We start from the raw sequence: 23182 nt of genomic DNA, 5'->3' as shown, positions 1-23182 counted from the left end.
ACGCGCTGACTCATCGTGCTGTCAAGAGGATGCGGCCGGGCAGACGCCGCGGGCACCATCGCACCATGAGCGACGACGACGACCAGACGCGGCACGACTTCCGCGACGCTGTGAACATGAGCCCCGCCGAGCTCGAGAAATGGCTCGAGACCGACGAGTCGAAGGAGGTCGGTCAGAAGGACGGCGGCGGTGAATCGACGGGCCACCAGTCGGGGCGGCGCATCGTCGACCTCCTGCGGACGAAGAAGGACGACCTCACCGAATCGGACCTGAAGCACATGCGCAAGGTCGTCGGCTACGTCAACCGGCACCTCGCACAGCGCCCCTCGGGCGACATCACCGAGACCGCCTGGCGCTACTCACTCATGAACTGGGGCCACGACCCCGCGAAGAAGTGACCGCCTCCGCCGAGCAGGCCTCCGCCGAGCAGGAGAATGGAACCGTGAGCATCCCCGCGTCCTCCGGTCTGACCGAGCTGCCCGAACCGCGATTCGTCCTCGTGGGCGAGGACGGCCACCGCATCGCCACCTACTCGTGGGGAGAGGACGACCTTCCGACGGTGGTCGTCGTGCACGGCTTCGCGTCGAACACGAAGGACAACTGGGTCTCGACCGGTTGGGTGCGCGACTTGCAGCGCGCCGGTTTCCGCGTCCTTGGCCTCGATCAGCGAGGACACGGTGCAAGCGACAAGCCGCATCGTGCCGCCGACTACGACCTGCACCAGCTCGCCTCCGACGTCGAGGCGGTGCTCGACACCTACCTCGTCGACACGGCGATGTACGTCGGATACTCCCTGGGAGCGCGCGTGGGCTGGGAGGTGCTGCAGGACTTCTCCGCGCGCATCACCCGCGGCGTGCTGGGCGGCGTGCCCGACGGCATCCCGCTCGCCCGCCTCGACATCGATCAGGTGCGAGCGCTCGTCGAGAACGGTACCGAGGTGACCGATCCGGTCACGCAGAACTACGTGCGGCTCACCGAGCGCGTTCCCGGCAACGACCTGCGCGCGCTGCTCGCGATCGCCGGCGGGATGCGCGCCTCGGGCACGGTGGACCCCGACCCCGCCAACGCGCCGGAGCAGCCCGTGCTGTTCGCCACAGGTTCTCGTGACGCGATCATCGAGGGATCGAAGGCCCTCGCCGCCGCCACCCCGCAGGGACGCTTCGTCGAGATCCCCGATCGGCATCACTTCAATGCGCCCGGCTCGCGGGTGTTCCGTCAGACCGCGATCGAGTTCCTCACCGGAGGATGACGCGGCGGCGGACGTCGCCTCACGACGACGCCCGTCGGTAGGCGTCGCCGAGCCAGCGGTCGTAGGCCAGCCACGGCTCGGATGCCGCTGCCCGCAGCGTCTCGATGTGCGCGGTCAACGGACCGGTGAGCGTGAACCACTCGCCGCCCTCTCGCAGTGCCGCGAACTCGCGGTGTCGCTGCTGTTCGAGGGGCCGACCGCCGCGCTCGAATGCGAGGAGCTCGTCATGTCGGATGGCGGCGAGCCGCTGCCGTGGCCGCTCGCTCGTACCGATCTTCACGCGGGCGCCGAATCGCAGGTAGTAGACGACGGCCACGACCGGGCGGGGCAGGTCGGCATCGAAAGCGTCGCCGAGTCGCCACCCGCAGCGCCCGCAGATCCAGTGGTCCGTCGCGGTGCTGATCTCGCCCACGCGCCCGCCGCAGACGCGGCACGGAAACGGCATCTCGGATATCGAGGAGGCGGGCACGACTCCAGGATCGCGCCCGCCTCCGACATCCACGCCCGTCAGACCGTGACGACGATCTTGCCGCGGGTGTGCCCCTCTTCCAGACGCGCGTACGCCGCCGCGGCGTCGTCGAGCGGGAAGGTCTCGGCGACCTCGACCCGCAGCGAGCCGTCGGCCGCAAGACGCGCGAGCTCGGCGAGCTGGGAGGCATCCGGGCGCACCCAGATGTAGTTGCCGCCGAACTCGGATGCCGCGCGCGGGTCGGCGATCGAGGTGACGACGCCGCCCTCGCGCAGCAGGTCGTTCGTGGAGTCGAGCGAGCTTCCGCCGGCGAAATCGAGCACGACGTCGACGCCCTCGGGAGCGATCTCGCGCACCCGGTCGGCGAGGCCGTCGCCGTAGACCACGGGCTCGGCGCCGAGCTCGCGGAGGTAGTCGTGGTTGCGCTCCGACGCGGTGCCGATCACGCGCGCGCCGCGCAGGCGCGCGAGCTGCACGCCGAACGAGCCCACGCCGCCGGCCGCGCCGTGGATGAGCACGGTCGACCCCTCGCCGACGGCCGACCGCTCGATCGCCTGCAGCGCGGTCAGGCCGGTGAGGGGGATCGCGGCGGCCGCGGTGAACTCGAGACCCTCCGGCTTGCGCGTGGCGGTGCGCACGGGAACAGCCATGTATTCGGCGACCGATCCGCCGCTCACGACATCGGCGCGCGCGTAGGCCAGCACCGGGTCGCCGACCTGGAACTCGGGAGTGTCCAGTCCCACCTTCTCCACGACGCCCGCGACATCCCAGCCCGGCACCGCCGGCAGCTGAACGTCGAGCAGGCCCTGGAGGTATCCCTCACGCACCTTGTAGTCGACGGGGTTCAGGCCCGCGGCCACCACGCGCACCACGAGGGTGTCGGGTCCGATGTGGGGCATCTCCCGATCGGTGATCTCGAAGCGGTCGTTGCCGCCGAACTCGTTGTACGTCAGTGCCTTCATGCGCAGGACAAACGCCGGGGCGGCCGGCAGGATTCCCGACGGGATGCCGCTGACGGGCGCTCTCTCGGGGCGGACGCGTAGAATCGGGGGCATCCCGTTCTGAAACGCGAGAGTCCGCCGTGTCTGCAGCATCCGCCGCCCGCACCTTCGAGGTGCGGCATGTCCAGCTCGCGCGCGCCCTTTTCGCGGCCGTCGCCGCCGTCATGATCACGTTCTCGCCCGATCACTCCGCCGCCGTGGGCATGTCGGTGTTCGGCGGGTTCGCCACCGCGACGGCGATCGTCTTCTTCGTCGGAGCGTGGCTGACGCGCCGCGCGGGCCGCCGTGCGCTGCCGATCGCCCTCGGGGCGGTCACCCTCGTCGCCGCGATCCTCGCCGGCATCCCGCCGTTGCGGACGACGACCGGCTTCTTCGTCATCGTCATCTCGTGGGCCGCGATCACGGGGGCCATAGAGCTGATCGGCGGCATCCGCGGTCGCCGCTCCGGAGCTCCGGCCGCGCGCGACGAGGTGCTCATCGGTGCGATCACCCTCCTGCTGGTGGTCGGCCTGCTGCTGGTCAACCCGGCCTACCGCCTCGATTACGTCATCGAGGAGGCCGGCGCCTTCACGCTCACCGGCATCACCATCGGCGTCGGGCTGTTCGGCGGCTACGCCGCGATCGTGGCGGTCTTCCTCGGAATCGCCGGCTTCTCGCCGCGGCGCGAGGAGCTCGCGCCCGCGGCATCCGTCCCGTCATCCCCCTCGTCCGATCCGGAGGTCGCATCGTGAGCGGCGAACACCCCACCCGCCGCGAGATCATGCGTCCGGTCCAGCTGCTGGGCCTCGCGTTCGTCGCGGCGATCTTCTCGGGTGTCATCACCCTCGTGTCGATGGGCGCGTTCCAGGCGCTCCCGCGCGAGTCCGTCGAGCGTGCCGTGGTCGTCGCCCTGATCGTGGCGGGGATCGCCTTCATCGCGACGCTCGTGATCATCGCGCTGCTGATGCTCGCCGTCGATCCTGCTCAGGTGAGCAAGCGCGTCGACCGCCCCGTGCTGTACCCCGACGAGTCGGAGACCCCCGACGACTCGGCGTCCGGCTCGTCGCCCCGGCGCTGATTCAGCCGCCGAGCGCGTACCGTTCACACGAAAACGCACCGCCCCCCCGAGCGTTCTCGGCGGGGCGGCGCGTTTTCGGCGTCAACCGAGGCGTGAGACCAGGTCGTCGGCGAGGCCGGCGTAGCCGGCGGGGGTCAGGGCGAGCAGGCGCTCCTTGGCGGCATCGCCGATGTCGAGGCCGCGCACGAACTCGGCGAGCTCCGGTCCGCCGACGCGGCGACCGCGGGTCAGGTCCTTGAGGAGCGCGTACGGGTCGGTGATCCGCGAGCGACCGGCGGCGATCTCGGCGCGGACGACGGTCTGGATCGCCTCGGCCAGCACCTCCCAGTTGGCGTCGAGATCGGCCAGCAGCACGTCGCGCGACAGCGAGATCTCGGTGAGCCCGCGCTGCAAGTTGTCGAGGGCGAGCAGCGAGTGGCCGAAGGCGACGCCGATGTTGCGCTGCGTCGTCGAGTCGGTCAGGTCGCGCTGCATCCGGCTCGTGACGAGCGTCTGCGCGAGCGTCGAGAACAGACCGCCGGAGATCTCGAGGTTCGCCTCGGCGTTCTCGAACCGGATGGGGTTGATCTTGTGCGGCATCGTCGACGACCCGGTCGCGCCGGCGACGGGGATCTGCGCGAAGAAGCCGAGCGAGATGTAGGTCCAGACGTCCGTGGCGAGGTTGTGCAGGATGCCGCCGGCGTGCCGCACCCGGTCGTAGAGCTCGACCTGCCAGTCGTGCGACTCGATCTGGGTGGTCAGGACGTTGAAGTCGATGCCCAGTCCCTCGATGAACGAGCGCGAGAGCTCGGGCCAGTCGACGTCGGGCTCGGCCGCGAGGTGCGCGGACCAGGTGCCGGTCGCGCCCGAGAACTTCGCGAGGTACTCGCCGCCCTCGATCTGCTTCGCGACGCGGGCGAGGCGCCACGCGAACACGGCGATCTCCTTGCCCATCGTCGAGGGGGTGGCGGGCTGGCCGTGCGTACGCGAGAGCATCGGGGCGTCGCGGTGCTCGCGGGCGAGGTCGCCCAGTGCGTCGATGACGGCATGCAGCTTCGGCAGCCAGACGTTCTCGACGGCGCGCTTGACGGTGAGGGCGTAGGAGGCCGAGTTGATGTCCTCGCTCGTGCACGCGAAGTGCGTCAGCTCGGCGATCGCGTCGAGGCCGAGGGTCGACAGCCGGTCGCGGACGAGGTACTCGACGGCCTTCACGTCATGGCGGGTGACGGCCTCCTTGGCGGCGAGCCAGTCGATCTCGGCCTGACCGAAGTCGCGGTAGAGCCCACGGAGCTGGGTTTTCTGCTCATCAGAGAGCGGTGAGCTGCCGAACAGGCTCCGGTCGGTGAGGGCGATGATCCACTCGACCTCCACCTCGACGCGGGCGCGGTTGAGACCGGCTTCCGAGAGGTAGTCGGCGAGGGATCCGACGGCGGCGGCATACCGGCCGTCGAGCGGGCTCAGGGGCTGCGGGGGCAGAGAGGTCACGAGGCTCCATTCAGTGTGAACGGGCGCTCAGGACGTGGTGCGGATCGCGGGTTCGAGCTGCCGGAAGAGCGCCCGGCTCGCGCTCTCGATCATAGCGAGCACCTCGTCGAACATTCCGGCGTCGCCGTAGTAGGGGTCGGGGACGTCCAGATCGCCTCCCGCTTGCGCGTCGAACGACATCAGCAACCCGAGCTTGTCGGTGTCGGCCGTCGTGCGCGCCCAGTTCGACAGCACGCGCTCGTGCGACCGGTCGAGCGCGACGATCAGGTCGGAGCGATCGAAATCCGTCAGCGTGAAGCGACGGGCCCGATGCCCCCGCCCGTCGTAGCCGCGGCGTTCGAGCGCCTCGAGCGTGCGTCCGTCGGCGGGCTCGCCGACGTGCCAGTCGCCCGTTCCCGAGCTCGCCGACACGACGCGGTCGCCGAGCCCGGACTGGTCGATGAACCAGCGGAAGACCACGTCGGCCATGGGGGAGCGGCAGATGTTCCCCGTGCAGACGAACATGACGCGGAAGGGCTCGGCGCGTCGGGTCACCGTCCCATTCTGGAGGATCGAGCCTTTCCTGCACAGACGTATCGGCGCACGCGCTCGTCCCCGGTGGCGTCGAATGAGGATGCCGCGTCCGCGCGGGCGGGCATCGTGGCGGGATGACCTCGCCTCTCGTCCTCTCCTCCGGTCTCGGACGCGAGTCCGCCGCAGCGCGGACCCTCGAGATGATCGCGTCGTTGCGGGCACGGCTTCCCGCTCTGCGCGACGAGCTCGACGTGATCCGTCGCGGCGCGGCGGATCTCGACCACGACACCGCCTGGCGCGCCCGCGCGGCCCGCGGCTACCGTGACCGCCTCGCCGACTGGCGCGCGCGAACGGATGACGCCTCCGCTCGAATCGAACGCCTCGACGACGAACTGCGCCACGTGCAGGCTCGCCTCGTGATGGGTGGCCCGTGAGCGATGACTCCCTCGACATCCGCGATGGCGGGGTCATCGCGGTCGACACGGAGCGGCTCCGGATGGCGGCCGCCGTGCTCGTGAGCCTGTCGACGGGCTGCGGTGGACTGGGCCGCGCCTTCGAGACCACGACACGCGAGCTCACCGCGCACGAGGCGACCGCGTGGCCCGCGGCGGCGCTCGGCGCCGACCTCGCACGACTCCTCGACGAGCTCTCGGCCGAGGCATCCGCCCTCGCCGGAAAACTGCGGGATGCCGCAGACGTCTATGACATCGTCGAGCTCGAGGCGGCGCGTCGGGCCGCTGCCGGCGGTGACCGGCGGGTGACGGATTCGCTCGACCGGCGCATCGATGAGGCGCGCGAGCGTTCGTCCGGGGCGGCCGCACGCGCCGACCTGCTGTTGACGACGTGGCCCCTGCTGCGGCACGGTGAGCTCCAACGCCAGATCGGCGGCGCTGTCGTGCCGCTCGGGCTGCTGGGCGGGGCCGCCGTCGCGGGTAGCGGCCTCGCGTTGACGGCGCTCGGCGCCCTGGGCCTGGGGCGTGCGACGCCCGACCGGGGCGGGAACGCGTCGCCGCCGGTCGTCGAGGTCACGCGATCAGCGGCGCCCGTGGCGGGGGCGGCTCCGACCACGCTCGCTGCTCTCGCTGCTCGCATCCCTCAGGAAGGCGACCAGATCCGTGTCGAGCGCTACGGAGGTGACGGAAGTGAGCGCCGCTTCGCCGTCTACGTCGCGGGGACCCGATCGCCGCTCGGGTTCGGCGGCCGCGAGCCCTTCGACATGTCATCGAACGTGCAGCTCTACGCGGGCCGCAGCTCGGCGTCGTATGAATCGGTCGTCAGCGCCCTCCGCGCAGCCGGCGCACGGCCGGGAGACGCCGTGCTCGCCGTCGGGTACTCGCAGGGCGGCGCGATCACGTCACGGCTCAGCGTCGGCGGACCTTTCCGCGTCGTCGGCAACGTGACCTTCGGCTCTCCCGTGCAGGCGGATCCCGGCGACGCCACGCTGCAGGTCACGGTGCGGCACACCGACGATCTCGTCCCGGCCCTGCAGTCGGGCGGCCACCCCGATCGTGCCGGCGCGGCGGGCAGCATCGTCGTCGAACGGGTCGCCGATCCGCCGCCCGGCATGGCGGACGTCGCGCTCGGCGCTCACTCGATCGACGCCTACGGCGACACCGCCGCCCTCGCCGACGCCTCGGGCGATCCCCGCGTCGATGACGTCCAGGAGCGCATCGCGGCCTTCGGGGGCGACGAGTCCGCCGAGGTCACGACCTACCGCGTGCGGAGGCCCGACTGATGGTGCGTGCGTGCGGGCGTCAGCGGCGGTCGCGGTCGCGACGAGGACGGAACAGGATGCCGGCGACCCAGTTGATCAGTGCGATGACGATGGCCGCGAGCACCGCGAGCCAGAAGCCGCCGATGCGCAGGCCCCAGTCCCAGCCCGAGGTGACCCAGCCGGTGAGCCACAGCAGGAAGCCGTTGATGATGAACGAGATCAAACCGAGGGTGAGGATGTACAGCGGGAACGCCAGCACCTTCAACACGGTGCCGACGATCGCGTTGACGAGTCCGAAGATGAGCGCGATCAGCAGCAGCGTGAGGACGAGCTGCAGGTCGCCGCCCGGCGGGAACGCCACGACCGACACCTCCAGCGCCGGGATCAGCGTCACGATCCAGACCGCGAAGGCGTTGACGATCAGGCGGATGATGAGGCTCATAGTGCCGACAGTCTCCCACGGGGCCTTCGATCCGTCATCCGGCGGAGGTGGCGGCATCCGTAGACTCGCATCGTGACCGACCTGCCCGTGCGCATCCGACCCGAGATCGCGGCGCTGCCCGCATACCGCCAGGGCCGTCAGGCCTCCGCCGACGCCTTCAAGCTGTCGAGCAACGAGAACCCGTTCGACCCGCTGCCCGGCGTCGTCGAGGCCGTGCGCGCGGCGACGACCTTCAACCGCTACCCCGACGCCTCGGCGGGTCGGTTGCGCGCGCGGCTCGCGGATCGCTACGCGGTCGCGCCCGACGGCGTGCACGTCGCCGCCGGTTCGGTGTCGATCCTCTACCAGCTCGCTTCGGCGACGAGCGGCCCGGGCGACGAGATCATGTTCGCCTGGCGATCGTTCGAGGCCTATCCCGGGCTCGCCGCCGTCGCCGGGGCAACCGCCGTCGCGGTGCCGCTGACCGCCGACGCCGGGCACGATCTCGACGCGATGGCGGATGCCGTCACCGACCGCACGCGGATGATCATCGTCTGCAGCCCCAACAACCCCACCGGTCCCGTCGTGAGCCAGGCGGCGTTCGATGCGTTCGTGGCGCGCGTCCGCTCCGACGTCCTCATCGTCCTCGACGAGGCCTACGCCGAATTCGTGACCGATCCGGATGCCGTGACCGGCGCTGCCGTGCTCGCCGCGGGCCACGCCAACGTGGTGGTCCTGCGCACGTTCTCGAAGGCATACGGTCTTGCCGGACTGCGCGTCGGGTACGCCATCGGCGACCACCGCATCCTCGATGCGGCGCGCAGCACCGGCATCCCGCTCTCGGTCACGGCCCAGGCTGAGGAAGCCGCGCTCGCGAGCCTCGACGCCGAGGACGAGCTGCTCGAGCGGGTGCGCCACATCGCCGTGCGACGCGATGCGCTCGCCGACCGGTTGCGCGAGGCGGGGTGGGACATCCCAGTCGCGCAGGGCAACTTCGTGTGGCTGCCCGCGGGCGAGCGAGCCCTCGAGATCGCCGAGGCTTTCGATGCGGCCGGACTGATCGTGCGAGCGTTCGCCGGCGACGGAGTGCGCATCTCGATCGGCGAGGAGGAGTCGATCGAGCGGATCGTCGCGGCCGCGGCATCCGTCGTCGGCTGATCAGCGCGGCGCGGCCGCGGCTCGCTAACGCCCGGTACGGCCGCCTCGGCTCAAGGCGCTGAGGTAGCGCGTTCGCACGATCACCTGCACGACGCGGACCGCCGGATAAGCGAGCCGCCAGAACCAGGTCGGCGCCGGCCGCGAGAGTGATCGCAGCGTGAAGAGCACCTCGTCGCCGCGCCGGGTGATGAGGAACGTCTCCTCGCCTTCGAGCGGGTGGCCGGGCAGCGCGAGGTAGACGTACCCGACTCGATCCGGCTCGTCGACGAATGCGACGACCTCGACCGGCTCGCGGAGTGTGAGAGGCCCGTATCCGACCTCGAGCCAGTGCCGCCCGCCGACCACGGCAGGAACGTCGGGCACCACCCGGAATCCGCTGCGGGTCTTGACGCGCCAAGCCAGGAGGTCGGCCCGGGCCTGCCGCCACGCGGCATCCCCCGATCCCACGCGCACGGTTCTCTCGAATCGACGGAAGCCTCGCGGGCCGGCGTTCCACTCATCGCGGTGCGACAGGCTCATGCGACCAGCATCCCACCCCACGCCCCCGGCGCCTGTGCGCGGATGCAAGACCCCGCCGGCGACACCCGGATCCGGATGCCGTGGCGGCGGGGTGTCGGTCAGGATCCCTTGCGACGGGGCACGCGCGCGACGCGGGTGCGCAGAGCCCCGGGTCAGCCGGACAGCGTCGTCGCGAGATGCTCGGCCCGCCGGGTGAGGAGCCGGCGCAGATAGGGCACCAGCACGAGGCGTTCGGCGAGTCGGCCGAGGACGGGCGACGCGAGGGTGACCCGGTCGGTCATGACCGTCATCCCGTCGCGCTCGACGTAGAGGTGCTCGTGCCGGAAGAGGCGGAACGGGCCGGCGATCTGCTCGTCGACGAAGCGGTGCGGACGGTCGAGCGCGGTGACCCGCGACGTCATCCGGAACGGGATGCCGAAGTGCCACGCGCGCCACGTCACCGTCTCGCCCAGGCCGATCAGGCCGCTCGTCACCCCATCGACCGCGCGCTCGCCGGTGCCGCGCATCGAGGCGACGTGGGCCCCGATGTCACGCGATGCGTCGAACAGCGCCTCCGCGGGCACCGCGGCGCGGGTCACGATCTCGAACGACGACGTCATCCGCCGATCCTCCCACCCGTGCCCGGATGCTCTGAATCTGGCGTGACACCCCGGTGCGGATGCCGCCGCCTCGAGGTGTCGTTCACGATCCCTTGCATCCCGGCACGGCAGTCGGACCGAGCGGAGACGGCGTCCGGGGTCAGTCGTCGAGCTCGGTGCGGAGGACCGAGCCGTCGGTGCCGACGGTGACGTCGACGACGCCGCGGTCGGCGGTGAGCACCGAGACGTCGAAGGGTGAGCGGGGGTCGTCGTCCGCGTCGACGTCGATGATGCGGCCGTCGGCCTCGCTCAGTGCCGCTTCGATCACGGTGCGCAGCGTCGCGACGTCGAGGACGTTCTCCGCCGCGGTGTCGTCGGCCTCGGCTGACTCGGTCGCCGTGACCGTCACGATGCCGTCGACGTCGACGCGGACGTCCGTTTCGGAGCCGTCTGCTGCGACGAGCTGCACGTCCCACGTGCCGTCGCGGTCCGCATCGAGTGACACGACGTCGCCGTCGGCGGCCGCGCGCGCCGCGTCGGCGATGGCGGTGAGCTCGTCCGCGGATGCCGCACCGTAGGCCTCGGTCGAGATGGACCCGGCCTCGCCGCCCGTCGGCGCGTCGTCGCGGTCACCGTCCGCGCGAGCGCCGGCGAGGCCGTCCGACGATGACAGGCTGGCCGCTCGGTCCTCGTCGTCATCGTCGTCGGCGATCGCCGCCCCCACGGCCGCACCGCCTCCGACGAGCAGCGCTGCCGCGACGACGGCTCCGCCGGCGAGCAGCGCTGTGCGGCGACCGCGCCGACGCGGCTCGGCAGGCACCGCGGCAGGCCCAGCGGCAGGCGCAGCGGAGGGCGCGTCAGCGGGCGCGGCGTCGGACGGCGAGAGGGGGAGGGTCGGTGCGTCGGCGGGGATCGGCTGGTCCTGGGGGGTGCGCTCGTTGTCGTTCATGCCTCGATGGTGTCGGCCGACCGCTGAAGCACGGCTGAAGCGACCTGAAGCCGCGTTCAGGGAACCTCGTGCTCCGCGCTCCGCGCTCCGCGCTCCTCGCTCCGCGCTCAGTCGCCCGCGCGCAGGATCACAGTGAACCGCGCGCCTCCGAGCGGTGATGCGGAGACCGTTACGGAACCGCCCGAGGCCTCCGCGATGCCGCGGACGATCGCGAGCCCGAGGCCGCTGCCGCCGGCATCCCGCGCGCGGGCCTCGTCCAGACGGACGAAGCGTTCGAACACCCGCTCGCGTTCCTCCGGCGCGATACCGGCGCCGTCGTCGTCGACGTGCAGCACGGCGTGACCGGCGTCGACATCGACGACCGTGGTCAGCGCGATCCGCGAGCGTGCGTGTCGCACGGCGTTGTCGGCGAGATTGCGCACCAGGCGCGCCAGCAGGCGGGGGTCGCCCATCGCGCGCGCTGCGCCGATCCCCGACGTGTCGACCGAGATCGCGTCCGCCCGGTCCCTCGCGGATGCCGCGCGGAGGCGCGCAGCCTCCGACAGGGCGAGGTCGTCGAGGTCGATGCCCTCGCGACGGGTCGGTGCGTGCTCGTCCAACCTCGCGAGCAGCAGCAGGCCGTCGACGAGATCCTGCATGCGGAGGCCTTCGGCCGAGACGACTTCCGCGAGATCGTCGAGTGACGTGGCCGCGGGGTGCGCTCGCGCGAGTTCGGCATGCTGGCGCATCGTCGCGAGTGGTGACCTGAGCTCGTGCGAGGCGTCGGAGACGAAGCGACGCTGCGCGGCAGCCGCGTCGTCGAGGCGCGCCAGCATCCGGTTCATCGTGCCCGCCAGGGCCGCGATCTCGTCGCCCGATGCCGGCTCGGCGATGCGCCGGTCGAGCCGGTCGGCGGTGATCTCGTCGACCTCGGCGCGGATGCGCGCGACGGGACGGAGCGCCCGACCGACGACCCACCACGTGACGCCGGCGACCAGGGCGATGACGAGGACGGTCGACGCCGCTAGCAGCGCGGCGACCGTCGCGAGGGTCTCGGCCGCGTCATCCGCGGGAACCGCCAACACGAGCCGGCGTCCGTCGTCGAGCTCCTCGGTCGCGATCAGCACCCGGTCGCCGTCGTACCTCGCTTCCTCCCCGTCGCGGTCTGCGGCGGGGAGCGGCCCGTCGTCGGCGTCGCTCGAGGCTACGACGACGCCCTCGGCATCCTGCAGCTGCACGATCTCGTCGTCGAGGGAGCGGACGGCTGCGGGTCCCTCGGCCTCGACACGTGCGGCAATCTCCTCGACGCGCACCTCCGCCGCACGATCCGCGGCGGCGTGGATGCTGGCGTTCAGCACGGCGTGGAAGGCGATCGAGCCGAGCACCATCACGAGCGCGACCGTCGCCGTCGCGAGCAGTGTGATGCGTCCCCGCAGTCCGCGAGGCCGGCGCCGCCCTGCGTCGGACACCGTCAGCCCCCGTCCGCCGCGAGTCGGTAGCCGGCGCCGCGGACGGTCTCGATCGCCTCGCGCCCGAACGGTCGGTCGAGTTTGCGCCGCAGGTGTGCGACGTAGACCTCGACGATGTTGGGGTCGCCCGCGAAGTCGTCATCCCACACACCCGCGATCAGGTCGCGCTTGGAGATCACCTGACCGCGGTGCCGGATGAGGTGATGCAGCACGGCGAACTCGCGAGAAGTCAACTCGACCTCCGTCTCTCCCCTCCAGACGCGGCGCGACGCGGGGTCGAGGCGCAGGTCGCCCGCCTCGAGTGCCACAGGCCGCGCTACCCCGCCCCGGCGGATGAGGGCACGCAGCCGGGCGACCAGCACGGGATACGAGAACGGCTTCGTGACGTAGTCGTCGGCGCCGGCCTCGAGCGCCTCGACCTGATCCCACTCGCCGTCCTTCGCGGTGAGCATGAGCACGGGCGTCCAGTTCTCCTCGGCCCGCAGCGTCTCGCACACCTTCCAACCGCTCATCCCCGGCATCATCAGGTCGAGGACGACCGCGTCGTACCGCGTCTCTCGCGCGCGCCAGAGTCCATCGACCCCGTTATGGGCGACGTCGACGGCGAAGCCCTCGGCCTCGAGACCCCGACGGATCCCGTCGGCGAGGCGGACTTCGTCATCGACCACCAGCACGCGCATCGCTCCCAGTGTGACGCGTCTCTGCTGAAGCGGGCCTGAAGCGAGCTCGAAGCGGGATCGAAGCGGGATGAAACGGTTTCGAAGCCGACCGGCAGCGCCGCGACGTCCCTGATGGGCCGCCCGGCTTGTGCCGCGCCCACCGCGAATCGCGGCATCCGTTGTCGACCGCATGCAGATGGGGCCATACCGGGGGCGTTAGCGTGGGAGGGTGACCGACGCAGAACTCGATCCCGCTCTCGTCCGCGTCCTCGCGGCCGACGGCTCACTCGACCCGTCGCCCGAAGCCGAACGCTACCTGCCGGTGATCGAGGCGCTCTCCGAGGCCGAGCTCGAGACGTTCTACCGCGACATGGTGACGGTGCGGGCCTTCGACCGCCAGGCGACGAACCTGCAGCGCCAGGGGCAGCTCGCCCTCTGGCCGCCGTCCTTCGGGCAGGAGGCCGCTCAGGTCGGCTCCGCGCGTGCGGCCCGACCCCAGGACCACCTCTTCCCGTCGTACCGCGAGCACGTCGTGTGCACGATCCGCGGCGTCGATCCGATCGACATCATCCGGCTCATGCGCGGCCTCACGCACGGCGGGTGGGACCCGACAGACCCCAAGAACGGCAACACCCACATCTACACGCTGGTGCTCGGCTCGCAGACGCTGCACGCATCCGGCTACGGCATGGGCATGGTCTTCGACGGACGCACCGGCACGGGCGACCCCGAGCGCGACGAAGCGGTCATCGTCTACTACGGCGACGGCGCGTCGAGCCAGGGCGACGTGCACGAGGCGATGGTCTTCGCCACGAGCTACAACACCCCGCAGGTCTTCTTCCTGCAGAACAACCACTGGGCGATCTCGGTGCCCGTCTCGACGCAGTCGAAGGTCCCGCTGGTGCGGCGCGGCGCCGGATACGGGATGCCGTCGATCCGCGTCGATGGCAACGACGTGCTCGCCAGCTACGCCGTCACCAAGCTCGCCCTCGACGAGGCCCGCTCCGGCGAGGGGCCGCGCGCGATCGAAGCGCTGACCTATCGCATGGGCGCGCACACGACGAGCGACGACCCGACGAAGTACCGCACGAGCGACGAAGAGGCCTTCTGGGCGCAGCGCGACCCCATCGCCCGCATGCGCGCCTATCTCGAGGGCCGCGGCGCGTCGGCATCCTTCTTCGACGACGTGGATGCCGCGGCCGCGGCCTACGCCGACGATGTCCGGGTCCGGACGAACCAGCTCACCGCTCCCGAGGCCGACAGCATGTTCGCGCACGTCTACAGCGAGCAGCATCCGCTCGTCGACCGGCAGCGGAAGTGGCTCGCCGACTACGAGGCATCCTTCGAGGAGGGACGCGCATGAGCGTCGAGACGCTGCCGTTCAGCAAGGCGCTCAATGCGGGCATGCGCGCCGCGATGCAGCAGGACGACCACGTCCTCATGATGGGCGAGGACATCGGCCGCCTCGGCGGCGTGTTCCGCGTCACGGAGGGGCTGCAGGCCGAGTTCGGCGACCGTCGCGTGCTCGACACGCCCCTCGCCGAGTCGGGCATCGTCGGCACCGCGATCGGCCTCGCGATGGCCGGCTTCCGCCCGGTGTGCGAGATCCAGTTCGACGGGTTCGTCTTCCCCGCGTTCGACCAGATCACGACGCAGCTCGCGAAGCTCACCAACCGGCACGACGGACGGATGTCGTTCCCCGTCGTCATCCGCATTCCCTACGGCGGTCACATCGGCGCCGTCGAGCACCATCAGGAGAGCCCGGAGGCGTACTTCACGCACACCGCGGGCCTGCGGGTCGTGTCGCCGTCGACGCCGAACGATGCCTACTGGATGATCCAGGACGCCATCGCCTCGAACGACCCGATCGTGTTCCTCGAGCCCAAGTCGCGCTACTGGTCCAAGGGCGAGGTCGACCTCATCGCACGCGCAGTGCCGCTGCACGCCTCGCGCGTGGTCCGGCGGGGCACCGACGTCACGCTCGTCGGGCACGGCGCGATGGTGAACGTGCTGCTGCAGGCCGCCGCGCTCGCCGAGGGCGAGGGCGTGTCGTGCGAGGTCGTCGACCTGCGGTCGCTGTCGCCGGTCGACTACGGCCCGATCGTCGAGTCGGTGCGCCGCACGGGGCGGATGGTCTACGGGCAGGAGGCCCCCGGCTTCACCTCGCTGGGGTCCGAGATCGCCGCGACCGTCACGGAGCAGGCGTTCTTCTCGCTCGAGGCTCCCGTGCTGCGGGTGTCGGGCTTCGACGTCCCGTTCCCGGCGGCGAAACTCGAGGGCGCCTACCTGCCCGATGCCGACCGCATCCTCGAGGCCGTCGACCGCGCCCTCGCCTACTGACCATCCGACGCGCCTGCGAGAGGATTCCCTCATGAGCACCCAGACCTTCCACCTGCCGGACGTCGGCGAAGGCCTCACCGAGGCCGAGATCGTGCAGTGGCGCGTGGCCCCGGGCGACGAGGTCGCGGTCAACGACGTCCTCGTCGAGATCGAGACCGCGAAGTCGCTCGTCGAGCTGCCGTCGCCGTTCTCGGGAACCGTCGGCGAGCTGCTCGTCGACGAGGGGACGACCGTCGAGGTCGGGGCCGCGATCATCACGATCGCCCCGGGGGGTGGGTCTGGAGGAGCGGATGCCGCGAGCAGCCCGGCCGTCCCTGCCGAGAAGCCTGCGGCAGCCGGCGACGCCTCGGAGGAGAACGGGTCGGTGCTCGTCGGATACGGCGGAGCCGGACAGGTGCAGTCGCGCCGCCGCAAGCCCGCCGAGCCCCCCGTGCGCGCGGCCGTGGGCGTCGTGGCGAAGCCCCCGATCCGCAAGCTGGCACGCGACCTCGGCGTCGATCTCGCCTCGGTCACGCCGTCGGGTGCCGCGGGCGAGGTGACGCGCGAGGACGTCGTGAACCACGCGTCGCAGGCATCCGTCTTCCGGAACCTCCAGACGCCCGCCCGACCCGAGGTGCGCGAGCAGACGATCCCCGTCCCGCCGGCCGTCATCTCGGCCGAGCCGGCCGACGACCGCGAGGAGACGATCCCCGTCAAGGGTGTCCGGAAGGTCACGGCCAAGCACATGGTCGACTCCGCGCACACCGCACCGCACGTGTCGGTGTGGACCGACGTCGACGCGACCCGCACGATGGAGGTCGTCAAGCGGATGAAGGCGTCGCCCGACTTCGCCGACATCAAGGTCTCGCCGCTGCTGATCATGGCGCGCGCGGTCGTGTGGGCGGTGCGCCGGACGCCGATGGTGAACGCCGCGTGGGTCGATACCGAGAACGGCGCCGAGATCCGGGTGCGCCACTACGTCAACCTCGGCATCGCCGCCGCGACCCCGCGCGGCCTTCTCGTGCCGAACATCAAGGACGCGCAGGACCTCAACATGCGCGGCCTGGCCCGCGCTCTCGAGAAGCTGACCCTCACTGCCCGCGAGGGCAAGACCGCGCCCGCCGAGCAGCAGGGCGGCACGATCACGATCACGAACATCGGCGTGTTCGGCATGGATGCCGGTACCCCGATCATCAACCCCGGCGAGTCGGGCATCGTCGCGATGGGAACCATCCGGCAGAAGCCGTGGGTCGTCGACGGCGAGGTGCGTCCCCGCTACGTGACGACCGTGTCGGGCTCGTTCGACCACCGCGTCGTGGACGGCGACGGCATGAGCCGGTTCATCGCCGACGTGGCATCCGTCCTGGAGGAGCCCGCGCTGCTGCTCGACTGAGCTGGATGCGCTCGAGAACGGTATGTTCTCGGCGGTGGGCGGGGGAGTAGCCTCGGCGCATGAGTGAGAAGGGGCCGGCGTCGTACTTCCCGAGCATCGAGAAGAACTACGGACTGCCGATTCAGCACTGGCTCGACATCGCGGCCGACCAGCTCTCGGCGGGGACGCCGCACATGCAGGTCGTCAAGTCGCTCAAGACCGAGCACGGACTCGGCCACGGACACGCGAACGCGGTCGTCGCGTACGCGAAGGCGAAGCTCGCCGGCTGAGCCGCGGCATCCCTCCTTCGGAGAATGTCGCGAAGCTCGGACTGCTCGCGCGTACGGATCCGAGGTACGCGCGATTCTCCGAGGCCCGCGAGCGCGAGCCGCGAGACTAGCCGGCGACCAGGTGCTCGATGAGGATCTGGGTGCCGATGCCGATGAGGACGATGCCGCCGATGATCTCGGCGGGCTTGCGCCACCGCGTGCCGATGCGGTGGCCGATCAGCACGGCGACGAACGACAGGGCGAACGTGACGAGGCCGATCGAGACGACCGCGATCCACAGCGGCACGTCGAGGAAGGCGAAGGACAGCCCGACGGCGAGGGCGTCGATGCTCGTCGCGAGAGCGAGCAGGATGATCTCGCGCGCCGACAGGCCGGATGCCGCGTCCGCGTCGTCATCGTCGGGGCGGAACGCCTCCCACAGCATCTTCGCGCCGATGGCGGCGAGCAGGACGAAGGCGATCCAGTGGTCGAACGGGGCGATGGCCTCCGCGAAGGTGCTGCCGAGCAGCCAGCCGATCAGCGGCATCACCGCCTGCGCGAGGCCGAAGGCGCCGGCGATGAGGAGTGCGCCGCGCACGACGTGAGCCCGCAGCTGCAGGCCTTTCCCGAGAGCCACGGCGAAGGCGTCGGCCGAGACGCCGACGGCCAGGATGAAGAGCGCCCAGGGCGACATGGCTCCTCCTCGAAGCGGGATGACGGGATGGCGGGCGATCGTCCCGGGCACCGTCGAACGGAGATCGGCCGCTCTCGAGCTTGCCAGCCGCAGGCCGTCGAAAATGACGAAAAGCCCTGATTGACAGCATTTCGGGCGAGCGAATCCTTCGGTCGCCCGAAATCACGCGCGCCTCCTCCGGCCGTCAGATCACCCGGTCGTTGCCTCCGTCGACGCTCAGGTGCGCGCCGGTCGTCGCCGGCAGCCGCTCGCAGAAGACGGCGACGGCCTCGGCCACCATGGCGCTCGTGACCTCGACGCGCAGGAGGTTCCGCGTGCGGTACTCCTCGACGGTCAGCCCGTAGCTGGCGGCGCGTTCCGCGAGCAGCTCGGGCGTCCAGATCGCCGTGTCGAAGACCGCATCCGGCTCGACCTGGTTCACGCGGATGCCGTCGGCGGCCCACTCGAGGGCGGCGACCCGGGCGAGCTGTGCCGCCGCCGTCTTGCTCGCCGAATACGAGGCGACGCCCGGCCCGGGCGCCGCGACGTTCTTCGTCGACACGAGGACGACTCGGCCGCCCCGCGGCGAAACCGCGAGGTGGGGATGGGCCGCCCGCATCAGGCGCAGCGGCGCGGTGGCGTTGACGCGCAGGGCGCGCTCCCACGTCGCGTCGTCGACGTCGGCGATGGCCTCACTGCGCGGGAAGATCCCCGCGGCGACGACGAGCATGTCGACACCGCCGTAGGTGCGGACCGCCTCGTCGAGGATGCGCTCGATGACCGCCGGGTCGGCGACGTCGCCGACGACACCGCGCCAGGCGTCACCGGCGAAGGTGCGCCGCACGCCCGGGTCGAGGTCGACCCCGACGACGGCGGCGCCGTCGGCGAGCAGTCGTTCGGCGGTGGCCCGGCCGATGCCCGAGGCGGCGCCCGTGACGATGGCGACCTCGCCCGCGAGCGGCGCACGCCGGCGGCCCGCGAGCTTGGCCTGCTCGAGCGACCAGTACTCGATGTCGAACGTCTGCGCCTCGTCCAGCGACCGGTAGCCGCCCATCGCGTCGGCCGCTTCGATGACGGCCATCGTGTGCTCCGCGATATCGGCCGCGATCCCGACATCCCGCACGGTGTCGCCCGCCGTCAGCATCCCGAGCCCCGGGTCGAGCACGACGCGGGGAGCGGGGTCGAGGGGAGTCACCGGCCCGTCCTGGCGGTGACGGTTGCGCTCGACGTAGGCCCGGTAGGCGCTCGCGTAGGCGGCGACATCGCGCCCGACGAGCGGATGACGCTTGGTGTAGATGACGTGCTCGGGGGTCGCGGTTCCACGAGTCGTCACTGCCTCGAGGTCGGGGCGCGCAGCGAACGCTGCGGCGCGCTGCGATCGGCTCTGCCGCAGCAGCATGGGCCGGCCGGCGGCCCGCGCGATATCGGCGCGCAGGCCCGCGATGGTCGTGAGGGCGCCCCGAAGCGGGATGCCGCCCTCGCCGGCATCCGGTTGCTCGGCATCCGCCCGGCCGGGGGCGACGATCCTCGAGAGCTCGACCGCCCGGGCGACGAGCCCCCGGTGGCGGGCGAGCACGGCGTCGGCGTCGTCGCCGAAGGTGAACAGGCCGTGGTTGCGCAGGACGAGCGCATCCGCGTCGCCCAGGTCGGTGTCGGCCACGAGGCGCGCCAGCGGGAACCCGGGCATGACGTAGGGCAGCACGGCGACCCGCGGGCCGAGCGCCGCGGCGATCTCGTCGTCGGGCACGTCGCGATCGGTCACGGCGACGATCGCGTCGGCGTGAGAGTGGAGCGCGACGCGACCGGGGAGGTGCGCGTGCAGCAACGCCTCGATCGAGGCCGTCGGAGCCGATGCGTCGAGGGAGGCCTGGCGCAGCTCGTTCACCATCGTCGGGTCGTCGAGGTGCGGCAGGCGCAGCAGGCGCTCGAGCCGGTCGCGACGCAGTGGCGCGAATCCCGCGGGCTCGATCGTGGCGAGGTCCCACCCGCTGCCCTTGACGAGGACGAGGTCGACGGGCTCGCCCGTGACGTCCTCGCCCCGCGCGGTGATCGACGTGTTCCCGCCGCCGTGGAGGACGAAGGAGGGATCGCCGCCGAGCGCCCGGCTGACGCGCACGATGTCGTCGAGCGCAGCCGACGCCTCCGCTGACGGGGTCATGCGTAGGCCTCCCAGACGCTCGTCATCGACGAGACGACGCGGTCGAAGCGGGCGGCCTGCTGCTGGTACGCCGTGCGGCAGATGCCCGGCTGAACGACCAGCGCGGGGTCGGGCTCGACGCCCCACGGGGTCATGTCGATCCCGACGCCCCGTGCCGCGAGCGAGGCCACGCCGCGGGCGCCCAGCTCGGTGCCGAGCTGCCGGCGCATCGCGTGCCCGATGACGTCGGCGAACATCTGGGCCCACTGCGGGTTCTTCGCCCCTCCGCCGGCGAGGGTCCACGGCGCGTCGGTGACGACAGCGCCCGTCGCGACGACCTTCTCGAGCTGCACGCGGTGGTACTGCGTGATGCCTTCGGCGACCGCGCGGGCGACGTGCGGGTAGCCGTGGCTGCCCTTGATCCCGACGAACGTTCCGGAGGCGCCAAGGTGCTCGGGTGCGCCGTGGATGAACGGCAGGAAGAGCAGCCCGTCCGCCAGCGGCGGTGCGCCGTGCGCGGCCTCGAGCAGATCGCGCGGTGTCAGCGGAAGAGTGGCGCGCGCGCCGAGCAGTCCCGACGCCCACTCGATGCTCGCCGCGGACGTCGGTGCGACCTCCATGGCCAGCATGAGGCGGGGATCGGGGAGCAGCGCGTTGATCGTGACGCGCGGGGGGACGGCATCCGTCGGCACCACCACCGCGTTGATCGCCCACGTGCCCACGATCACCGTGACATCGCCGAGGTCGGTGGAGCCTGCCCCGAGCGGGCTCGCGACGCAGTCCATGCACCCGGCGACGACGGGCGTGCCTTCGGCCAGGCCGGAGCGTGCGGCGGCGTCGGCGCTGATCGTCCCGACGACCTCGTCGCTCGCGTGCAGCGGCGGCAGGATGCGCTGGAGGTCGCGCGGCAGACCGAGCATGTCGAAGACCTCGGGCTCGTACTCCCGCTCGCGAAGGTTGACCAGGCCGCACCCCGACGAGTCCGACGTGTCGGCGCTCGCGACGCTGGTCAGGCACGCGGTGATCCAGTCTTTGCAGGTCAGCGCCCAGCGGGCCCGGCCGAGCGATTCCGGTTCGTTGTCGAGCAGCCACCGCAGCAGCACGCCCGGCTGCGCTGCCCACGGGAGCGATCCGGTGAGCAGCCGCATGCGCTCGACCGCCGCGGGGTCGAGCGCGGCGACGACGTGCTCGGCCCGGCTGTCGGTCGAGGCGATGGCGGGCCGCACCGGCCGCAGCTGCTCGTCGACGAGGTACAGGCCGTTGCCGTGACCCGTCGCGCCGACGGCCGAGACGGTCCATCCGTCGGCCGCGAGCCACGCGGTCAGGTCGCCCAGGACGTCGGCCACGACGTCCCACAGCGTGTCCATCGCGATCTCCTGCCGCTCGCGCGAGACCGCGACGCGGGGGTTCGGCGCCGAGACCGTGCGGATCTCCCGCCCGGCGTCGTCGAACGCCGCTGCTTTGGCAGACGTGAGGCCCACGTCGATGCCGATGACGCAGATCTTCATCGATCCTCGTTTCTCGCTCAGGCGGCCGTCGGCTGAGCTGATGCCGGGCGCAGGGTTCGGGGTGCGAAGCGCCGAGCGGCTTCACGGTATCGCGCCAGCTCGGCTTCCGCGCGCTCGGCGCTCCAGTCGCCGTGCGCGACGAGCACGTCCGCCGCACGGGGCGCGCAGCCGAGGCCGACGTCGCTGTTCAGCGCGATCGCGGTGCGGCGGATGAGGACGTCCTCGAGCGTGTGGGCGCCTTCCTCGCGGACGGCGTACACGACTTCCGCCGCGATCGCGCCGCTGTCGTCGTCGATGACCTCCGCCAGCGACGGATCGGATGCCGCGAGCATCTCGATCGGGCGGCTGAGGGTGCCGTACAGGTCGGCGAGACGGCGGGCGCTGCGCTCGGGGAGGGCGCTGCGGGCGACGGTGTCGGCGATGAAGCGTCCGTGATCGCCGGCCGGCGCGCCGGGGAACCGGGCGGTGCGGGTCGCGGAGCGCCGGTGACCGAGCCCGAGCGCGGTCTCGATCCGGCGCAGCGCCTGCTCGCCTAGGGCGCGGTGGGTCGTGTACTTCCCGCCGATGACGGTGAGGAGCCCCGCGGTCTCGCCCGTGTGCACGACGATCTCGCTGTCGCGGCTGACCGAGGCGGGGTCGCTGAGATCGGCGACGTAGGGGAGGGGACGCACCCCCGAGAACGACCAGAGCACGGCGTCGCGGCGCAGCCCGGCTGCGGGGATGAGGCCGTTGACGGCCCGGAGCAGATAGTCGACCTCGTCGTCGTCGACGACGATCTCGTCGATCGACCCGTCGTAGGGCAGGTCGGTGGTGCCGATCATGTACTTGCCGTCCCACCAGGGCAGCACGAACATGGGCCGACCGTCGTCGGGCGACTCGAAGAAGATGCACGTGTCGGGTGCGCCGGGGAACGCGTCGACGACGAGGTGGCTTCCCTTCGTCGGCCCGATGCGGCGGGGGTGCTCGCCCTGCAGGTCGAGCACCGCATCGACCCAGGGGCCGGCGCAGTTGACGACGACCGGGGCGCGGAGCGCCCGCTCGCGCCCGTCCTCGCGGTCGAGGTAGCGGACGCCCGCGATGCGTCCGTTCTCGCGGACCAGGTCGGTGACAGGGGTGTGGGTGAGCACCGTGGCGCCGTGGTTCGCCGCATCGATGGCGAGCTCGATGCCGAAGCGCTCGGTCACCGGAACGTGCGCGTCCTGGAAGAGCCCGCCCCACTTCACGCCGCCCGCGGCCACCGACGGCCACTCGCGAGACAGGCGGCCCGAGAAGACGATGCGGTTGCGGGGCAGCTTCTTGCCGAACGAGAGGATGTCGTGCAGCAGCAGGCCGCAGGAGAGTAGCCATCCCGGCCGCGAGGCGCCCCTCGAGAAGGGGATGAGCATGGGGTAGGGGCGCACGAGATGCGGGGCCGCGCGCAGCAGGATGTTGCGCTCACGGATCGACTCGAGCACGAGCGGGATCTCCACACGCTCGAGGTACTTCAGACCGCCGTGGATCAGGCGAGTCGAGATCGCCGACGTGCGCGCGGCGATGTCGTCCCGGTCGATGACGACGACGTGGAGGCCGCGGCTGGCAGCCTCACGGGCGATGGCGAGGCCGTTGATCCCGGCGCCGATGACGACGACGTCGGCCGAGGTCGGCTCGGCATGGGTACGAAGCGAGGGCATGCTGCATCCTTCTGGTCTCGGGGCGCCCGGGGGCG

Annotated in this window: 25 protein-coding genes; 11 read left to right on the top strand and 14 right to left on the bottom strand. The window is 71.6% G+C overall.

Annotation, left to right across the window (positions count from 1 at the left end):
* Positions 1 to 65: 65 nt before the first annotated feature.
* Both VC184_RS15910 and VC184_RS15905 read left to right on the top strand, forming a co-directional pair.
* On the top strand, positions 66 to 398 hold the full coding sequence (locus tag VC184_RS15910) for a DUF3140 domain-containing protein (RefSeq protein WP_112615287.1): 333 nt from the start codon (positions 66 to 68) through the stop codon (positions 396 to 398).
* Between the two features lie 44 nt (positions 399 to 442).
* The gene (locus VC184_RS15905; RefSeq protein ID WP_269268355.1) at positions 443 to 1249 is read left to right on the top strand and encodes an alpha/beta fold hydrolase; all 807 of its coding nucleotides are present in this window, start codon (positions 443 to 445) and stop codon (positions 1247 to 1249) included.
* Between the two features lie 19 nt (positions 1250 to 1268).
* Here VC184_RS15905 and VC184_RS15900 read toward each other — a convergent pair whose 3' ends face one another.
* The gene (locus tag VC184_RS15900; RefSeq protein ID WP_274179518.1) at positions 1269 to 1661 is read right to left on the bottom strand and encodes a GIY-YIG nuclease family protein; all 393 of its coding nucleotides are present in this window, start codon (positions 1659 to 1661) and stop codon (positions 1269 to 1271) included.
* 95 nt (positions 1662 to 1756) lie between these two features.
* The gene (locus VC184_RS15895; protein ID WP_282501708.1) at positions 1757 to 2680 is read right to left on the bottom strand and encodes an NADP-dependent oxidoreductase; all 924 of its coding nucleotides are present in this window, start codon (positions 2678 to 2680) and stop codon (positions 1757 to 1759) included.
* Between the two features lie 119 nt (positions 2681 to 2799).
* On the opposite strand from VC184_RS15895, the gene VC184_RS15890 reads away from it, so the two are divergent.
* On the top strand, positions 2800 to 3450 hold the full coding sequence (locus VC184_RS15890; protein WP_269268352.1) for an acyl-CoA synthetase: 651 nt from the start codon (positions 2800 to 2802) through the stop codon (positions 3448 to 3450).
* Complete coding sequence (locus VC184_RS15885; protein WP_112615279.1) at positions 3447 to 3776, top strand: amino acid transporter; 330 nt, start codon at positions 3447 to 3449, stop codon at positions 3774 to 3776. Before VC184_RS15890 ends, VC184_RS15885 begins: the two co-directional genes overlap by 4 nt.
* 81 nt (positions 3777 to 3857) lie before the next feature.
* Here VC184_RS15885 and purB read toward each other — a convergent pair whose 3' ends face one another.
* Positions 3858 to 5240 (bottom strand): adenylosuccinate lyase, encoded by a 1383-nt coding sequence (gene purB / locus VC184_RS15880; protein WP_274179515.1) that lies wholly within the window; start codon positions 5238 to 5240, stop codon positions 3858 to 3860.
* Between the two features lie 27 nt (positions 5241 to 5267).
* The gene (locus VC184_RS15875) at positions 5268 to 5744 is read right to left on the bottom strand and encodes a low molecular weight protein-tyrosine-phosphatase (RefSeq protein ID WP_112616901.1); all 477 of its coding nucleotides are present in this window, start codon (positions 5742 to 5744) and stop codon (positions 5268 to 5270) included.
* A gap of 143 nt (positions 5745 to 5887) precedes the next feature.
* On the opposite strand from VC184_RS15875, the gene VC184_RS15870 reads away from it, so the two are divergent.
* Positions 5888 to 6187 (top strand): hypothetical protein, encoded by a 300-nt coding sequence (locus VC184_RS15870; RefSeq protein ID WP_274179514.1) that lies wholly within the window; start codon positions 5888 to 5890, stop codon positions 6185 to 6187.
* Positions 6184 to 7488 carry an alpha/beta hydrolase family protein gene (locus VC184_RS15865; protein ID WP_323986857.1) on the top strand — a complete coding sequence of 435 codons (1305 nt, stop codon included), beginning with the start codon at positions 6184 to 6186 and terminating at the stop codon, positions 7486 to 7488. The genes VC184_RS15870 and VC184_RS15865 overlap by 4 nt, the downstream gene beginning before the upstream one ends.
* Positions 7489 to 7507: 19 nt before the next feature.
* On the opposite strand, the gene VC184_RS15860 is transcribed toward VC184_RS15865, so the two are convergent.
* Positions 7508 to 7909, bottom strand: coding sequence for a phage holin family protein (locus tag VC184_RS15860; protein WP_323986855.1), 402 nt, complete (start codon positions 7907 to 7909; stop codon positions 7508 to 7510).
* A 72-nt stretch (positions 7910 to 7981) separates the two neighbouring features.
* Between VC184_RS15860 and VC184_RS15855 the strand changes: the two genes are divergently transcribed.
* Positions 7982 to 9046 (top strand): histidinol-phosphate transaminase, encoded by a 1065-nt coding sequence (locus VC184_RS15855; protein WP_112615269.1) that lies wholly within the window; start codon positions 7982 to 7984, stop codon positions 9044 to 9046.
* A 24-nt stretch (positions 9047 to 9070) separates the two neighbouring features.
* On the opposite strand, the gene VC184_RS15850 is transcribed toward VC184_RS15855, so the two are convergent.
* The 5 genes from VC184_RS15850 to VC184_RS15830 form a co-directional block, all read right to left on the bottom strand.
* The gene (locus VC184_RS15850; RefSeq protein WP_112615267.1) at positions 9071 to 9565 is read right to left on the bottom strand and encodes a DUF1990 family protein; all 495 of its coding nucleotides are present in this window, start codon (positions 9563 to 9565) and stop codon (positions 9071 to 9073) included.
* 152 nt (positions 9566 to 9717) lie between these two features.
* Positions 9718 to 10164, bottom strand: coding sequence for an SRPBCC family protein (locus tag VC184_RS15845; RefSeq protein ID WP_274179510.1), 447 nt, complete (start codon positions 10162 to 10164; stop codon positions 9718 to 9720).
* A gap of 139 nt (positions 10165 to 10303) precedes the next feature.
* Positions 10304 to 11092: a hypothetical protein gene (locus VC184_RS15840; RefSeq protein WP_282501704.1), complete on the bottom strand. Its 789-nt coding sequence runs from the start codon at positions 11090 to 11092 to the stop codon at positions 10304 to 10306.
* 107 nt (positions 11093 to 11199) lie between these two features.
* Positions 11200 to 12540, bottom strand: coding sequence for a sensor histidine kinase (locus VC184_RS15835; protein ID WP_282501703.1), 1341 nt, complete (start codon positions 12538 to 12540; stop codon positions 11200 to 11202).
* A 2-nt stretch (positions 12541 to 12542) separates the two neighbouring features.
* On the bottom strand, positions 12543 to 13220 hold the full coding sequence (locus VC184_RS15830) for a response regulator transcription factor (RefSeq protein WP_274179506.1): 678 nt from the start codon (positions 13218 to 13220) through the stop codon (positions 12543 to 12545).
* 208 nt (positions 13221 to 13428) lie between these two features.
* Here VC184_RS15830 and VC184_RS15825 point away from each other — a divergent pair, with 208 nt between their 5' ends.
* Genes VC184_RS15825 through VC184_RS15810 form a run of 4 tightly spaced genes read left to right on the top strand, consistent with a single transcriptional unit; the run spans position 13429 to position 17180 of the window.
* Entirely contained in the window at positions 13429 to 14562 is a 1134-nt protein-coding gene (locus tag VC184_RS15825) for a thiamine pyrophosphate-dependent dehydrogenase E1 component subunit alpha (RefSeq protein ID WP_282501702.1), read from the top strand.
* Positions 14559 to 15539, top strand: a complete 981-nt coding sequence (locus VC184_RS15820; RefSeq protein ID WP_323986852.1) for an alpha-ketoacid dehydrogenase subunit beta — start codon at positions 14559 to 14561, stop codon at positions 15537 to 15539. Before VC184_RS15825 ends, VC184_RS15820 begins: the two co-directional genes overlap by 4 nt.
* Before the next feature lie 31 nt (positions 15540 to 15570).
* Positions 15571 to 16911, top strand: coding sequence for a dihydrolipoamide acetyltransferase family protein (locus tag VC184_RS15815; RefSeq protein WP_323986851.1), 1341 nt, complete (start codon positions 15571 to 15573; stop codon positions 16909 to 16911).
* Positions 16912 to 16970: 59 nt separating this feature from the next.
* Positions 16971 to 17180 carry a DUF4287 domain-containing protein gene (locus VC184_RS15810; RefSeq protein WP_282501699.1) on the top strand — a complete coding sequence of 70 codons (210 nt, stop codon included), beginning with the start codon at positions 16971 to 16973 and terminating at the stop codon, positions 17178 to 17180.
* Between the two features lie 106 nt (positions 17181 to 17286).
* Here the strand turns inward: VC184_RS15810 and VC184_RS15805 are convergent, their stop codons facing one another.
* From VC184_RS15805 to VC184_RS15790, 4 genes are all read right to left on the bottom strand, one after another.
* Positions 17287 to 17853 (bottom strand): manganese efflux pump MntP, encoded by a 567-nt coding sequence (locus VC184_RS15805; protein ID WP_269268339.1) that lies wholly within the window; start codon positions 17851 to 17853, stop codon positions 17287 to 17289.
* Between the two features lie 184 nt (positions 17854 to 18037).
* Positions 18038 to 19990: an SDR family NAD(P)-dependent oxidoreductase gene (locus tag VC184_RS15800; protein ID WP_323986850.1), complete on the bottom strand. Its 1953-nt coding sequence runs from the start codon at positions 19988 to 19990 to the stop codon at positions 18038 to 18040.
* A complete protein-coding gene (locus VC184_RS15795; protein ID WP_282501697.1) occupies positions 19987 to 21477 on the bottom strand; it encodes an FGGY-family carbohydrate kinase in 1491 nt (496 codons plus the stop codon). The genes VC184_RS15800 and VC184_RS15795 overlap by 4 nt, the downstream gene beginning before the upstream one ends.
* A 17-nt stretch (positions 21478 to 21494) precedes the next feature.
* Positions 21495 to 23147 carry a glycerol-3-phosphate dehydrogenase/oxidase gene (locus tag VC184_RS15790; RefSeq protein WP_282501696.1) on the bottom strand — a complete coding sequence of 551 codons (1653 nt, stop codon included), beginning with the start codon at positions 23145 to 23147 and terminating at the stop codon, positions 21495 to 21497.
* Between the last annotated feature and the right edge of the window lie 35 nt (positions 23148 to 23182).

The sequence above is a fragment of the Microbacterium plantarum genome (assembly GCF_035231185.1).
Classification (GTDB): Bacteria; Actinomycetota; Actinomycetes; order Actinomycetales; family Microbacteriaceae; genus Microbacterium; species Microbacterium plantarum.
The sequence above is the reverse complement of the archived record's forward strand: the minus strand, read 5'-3'. Positions and strand labels throughout refer to the sequence as shown.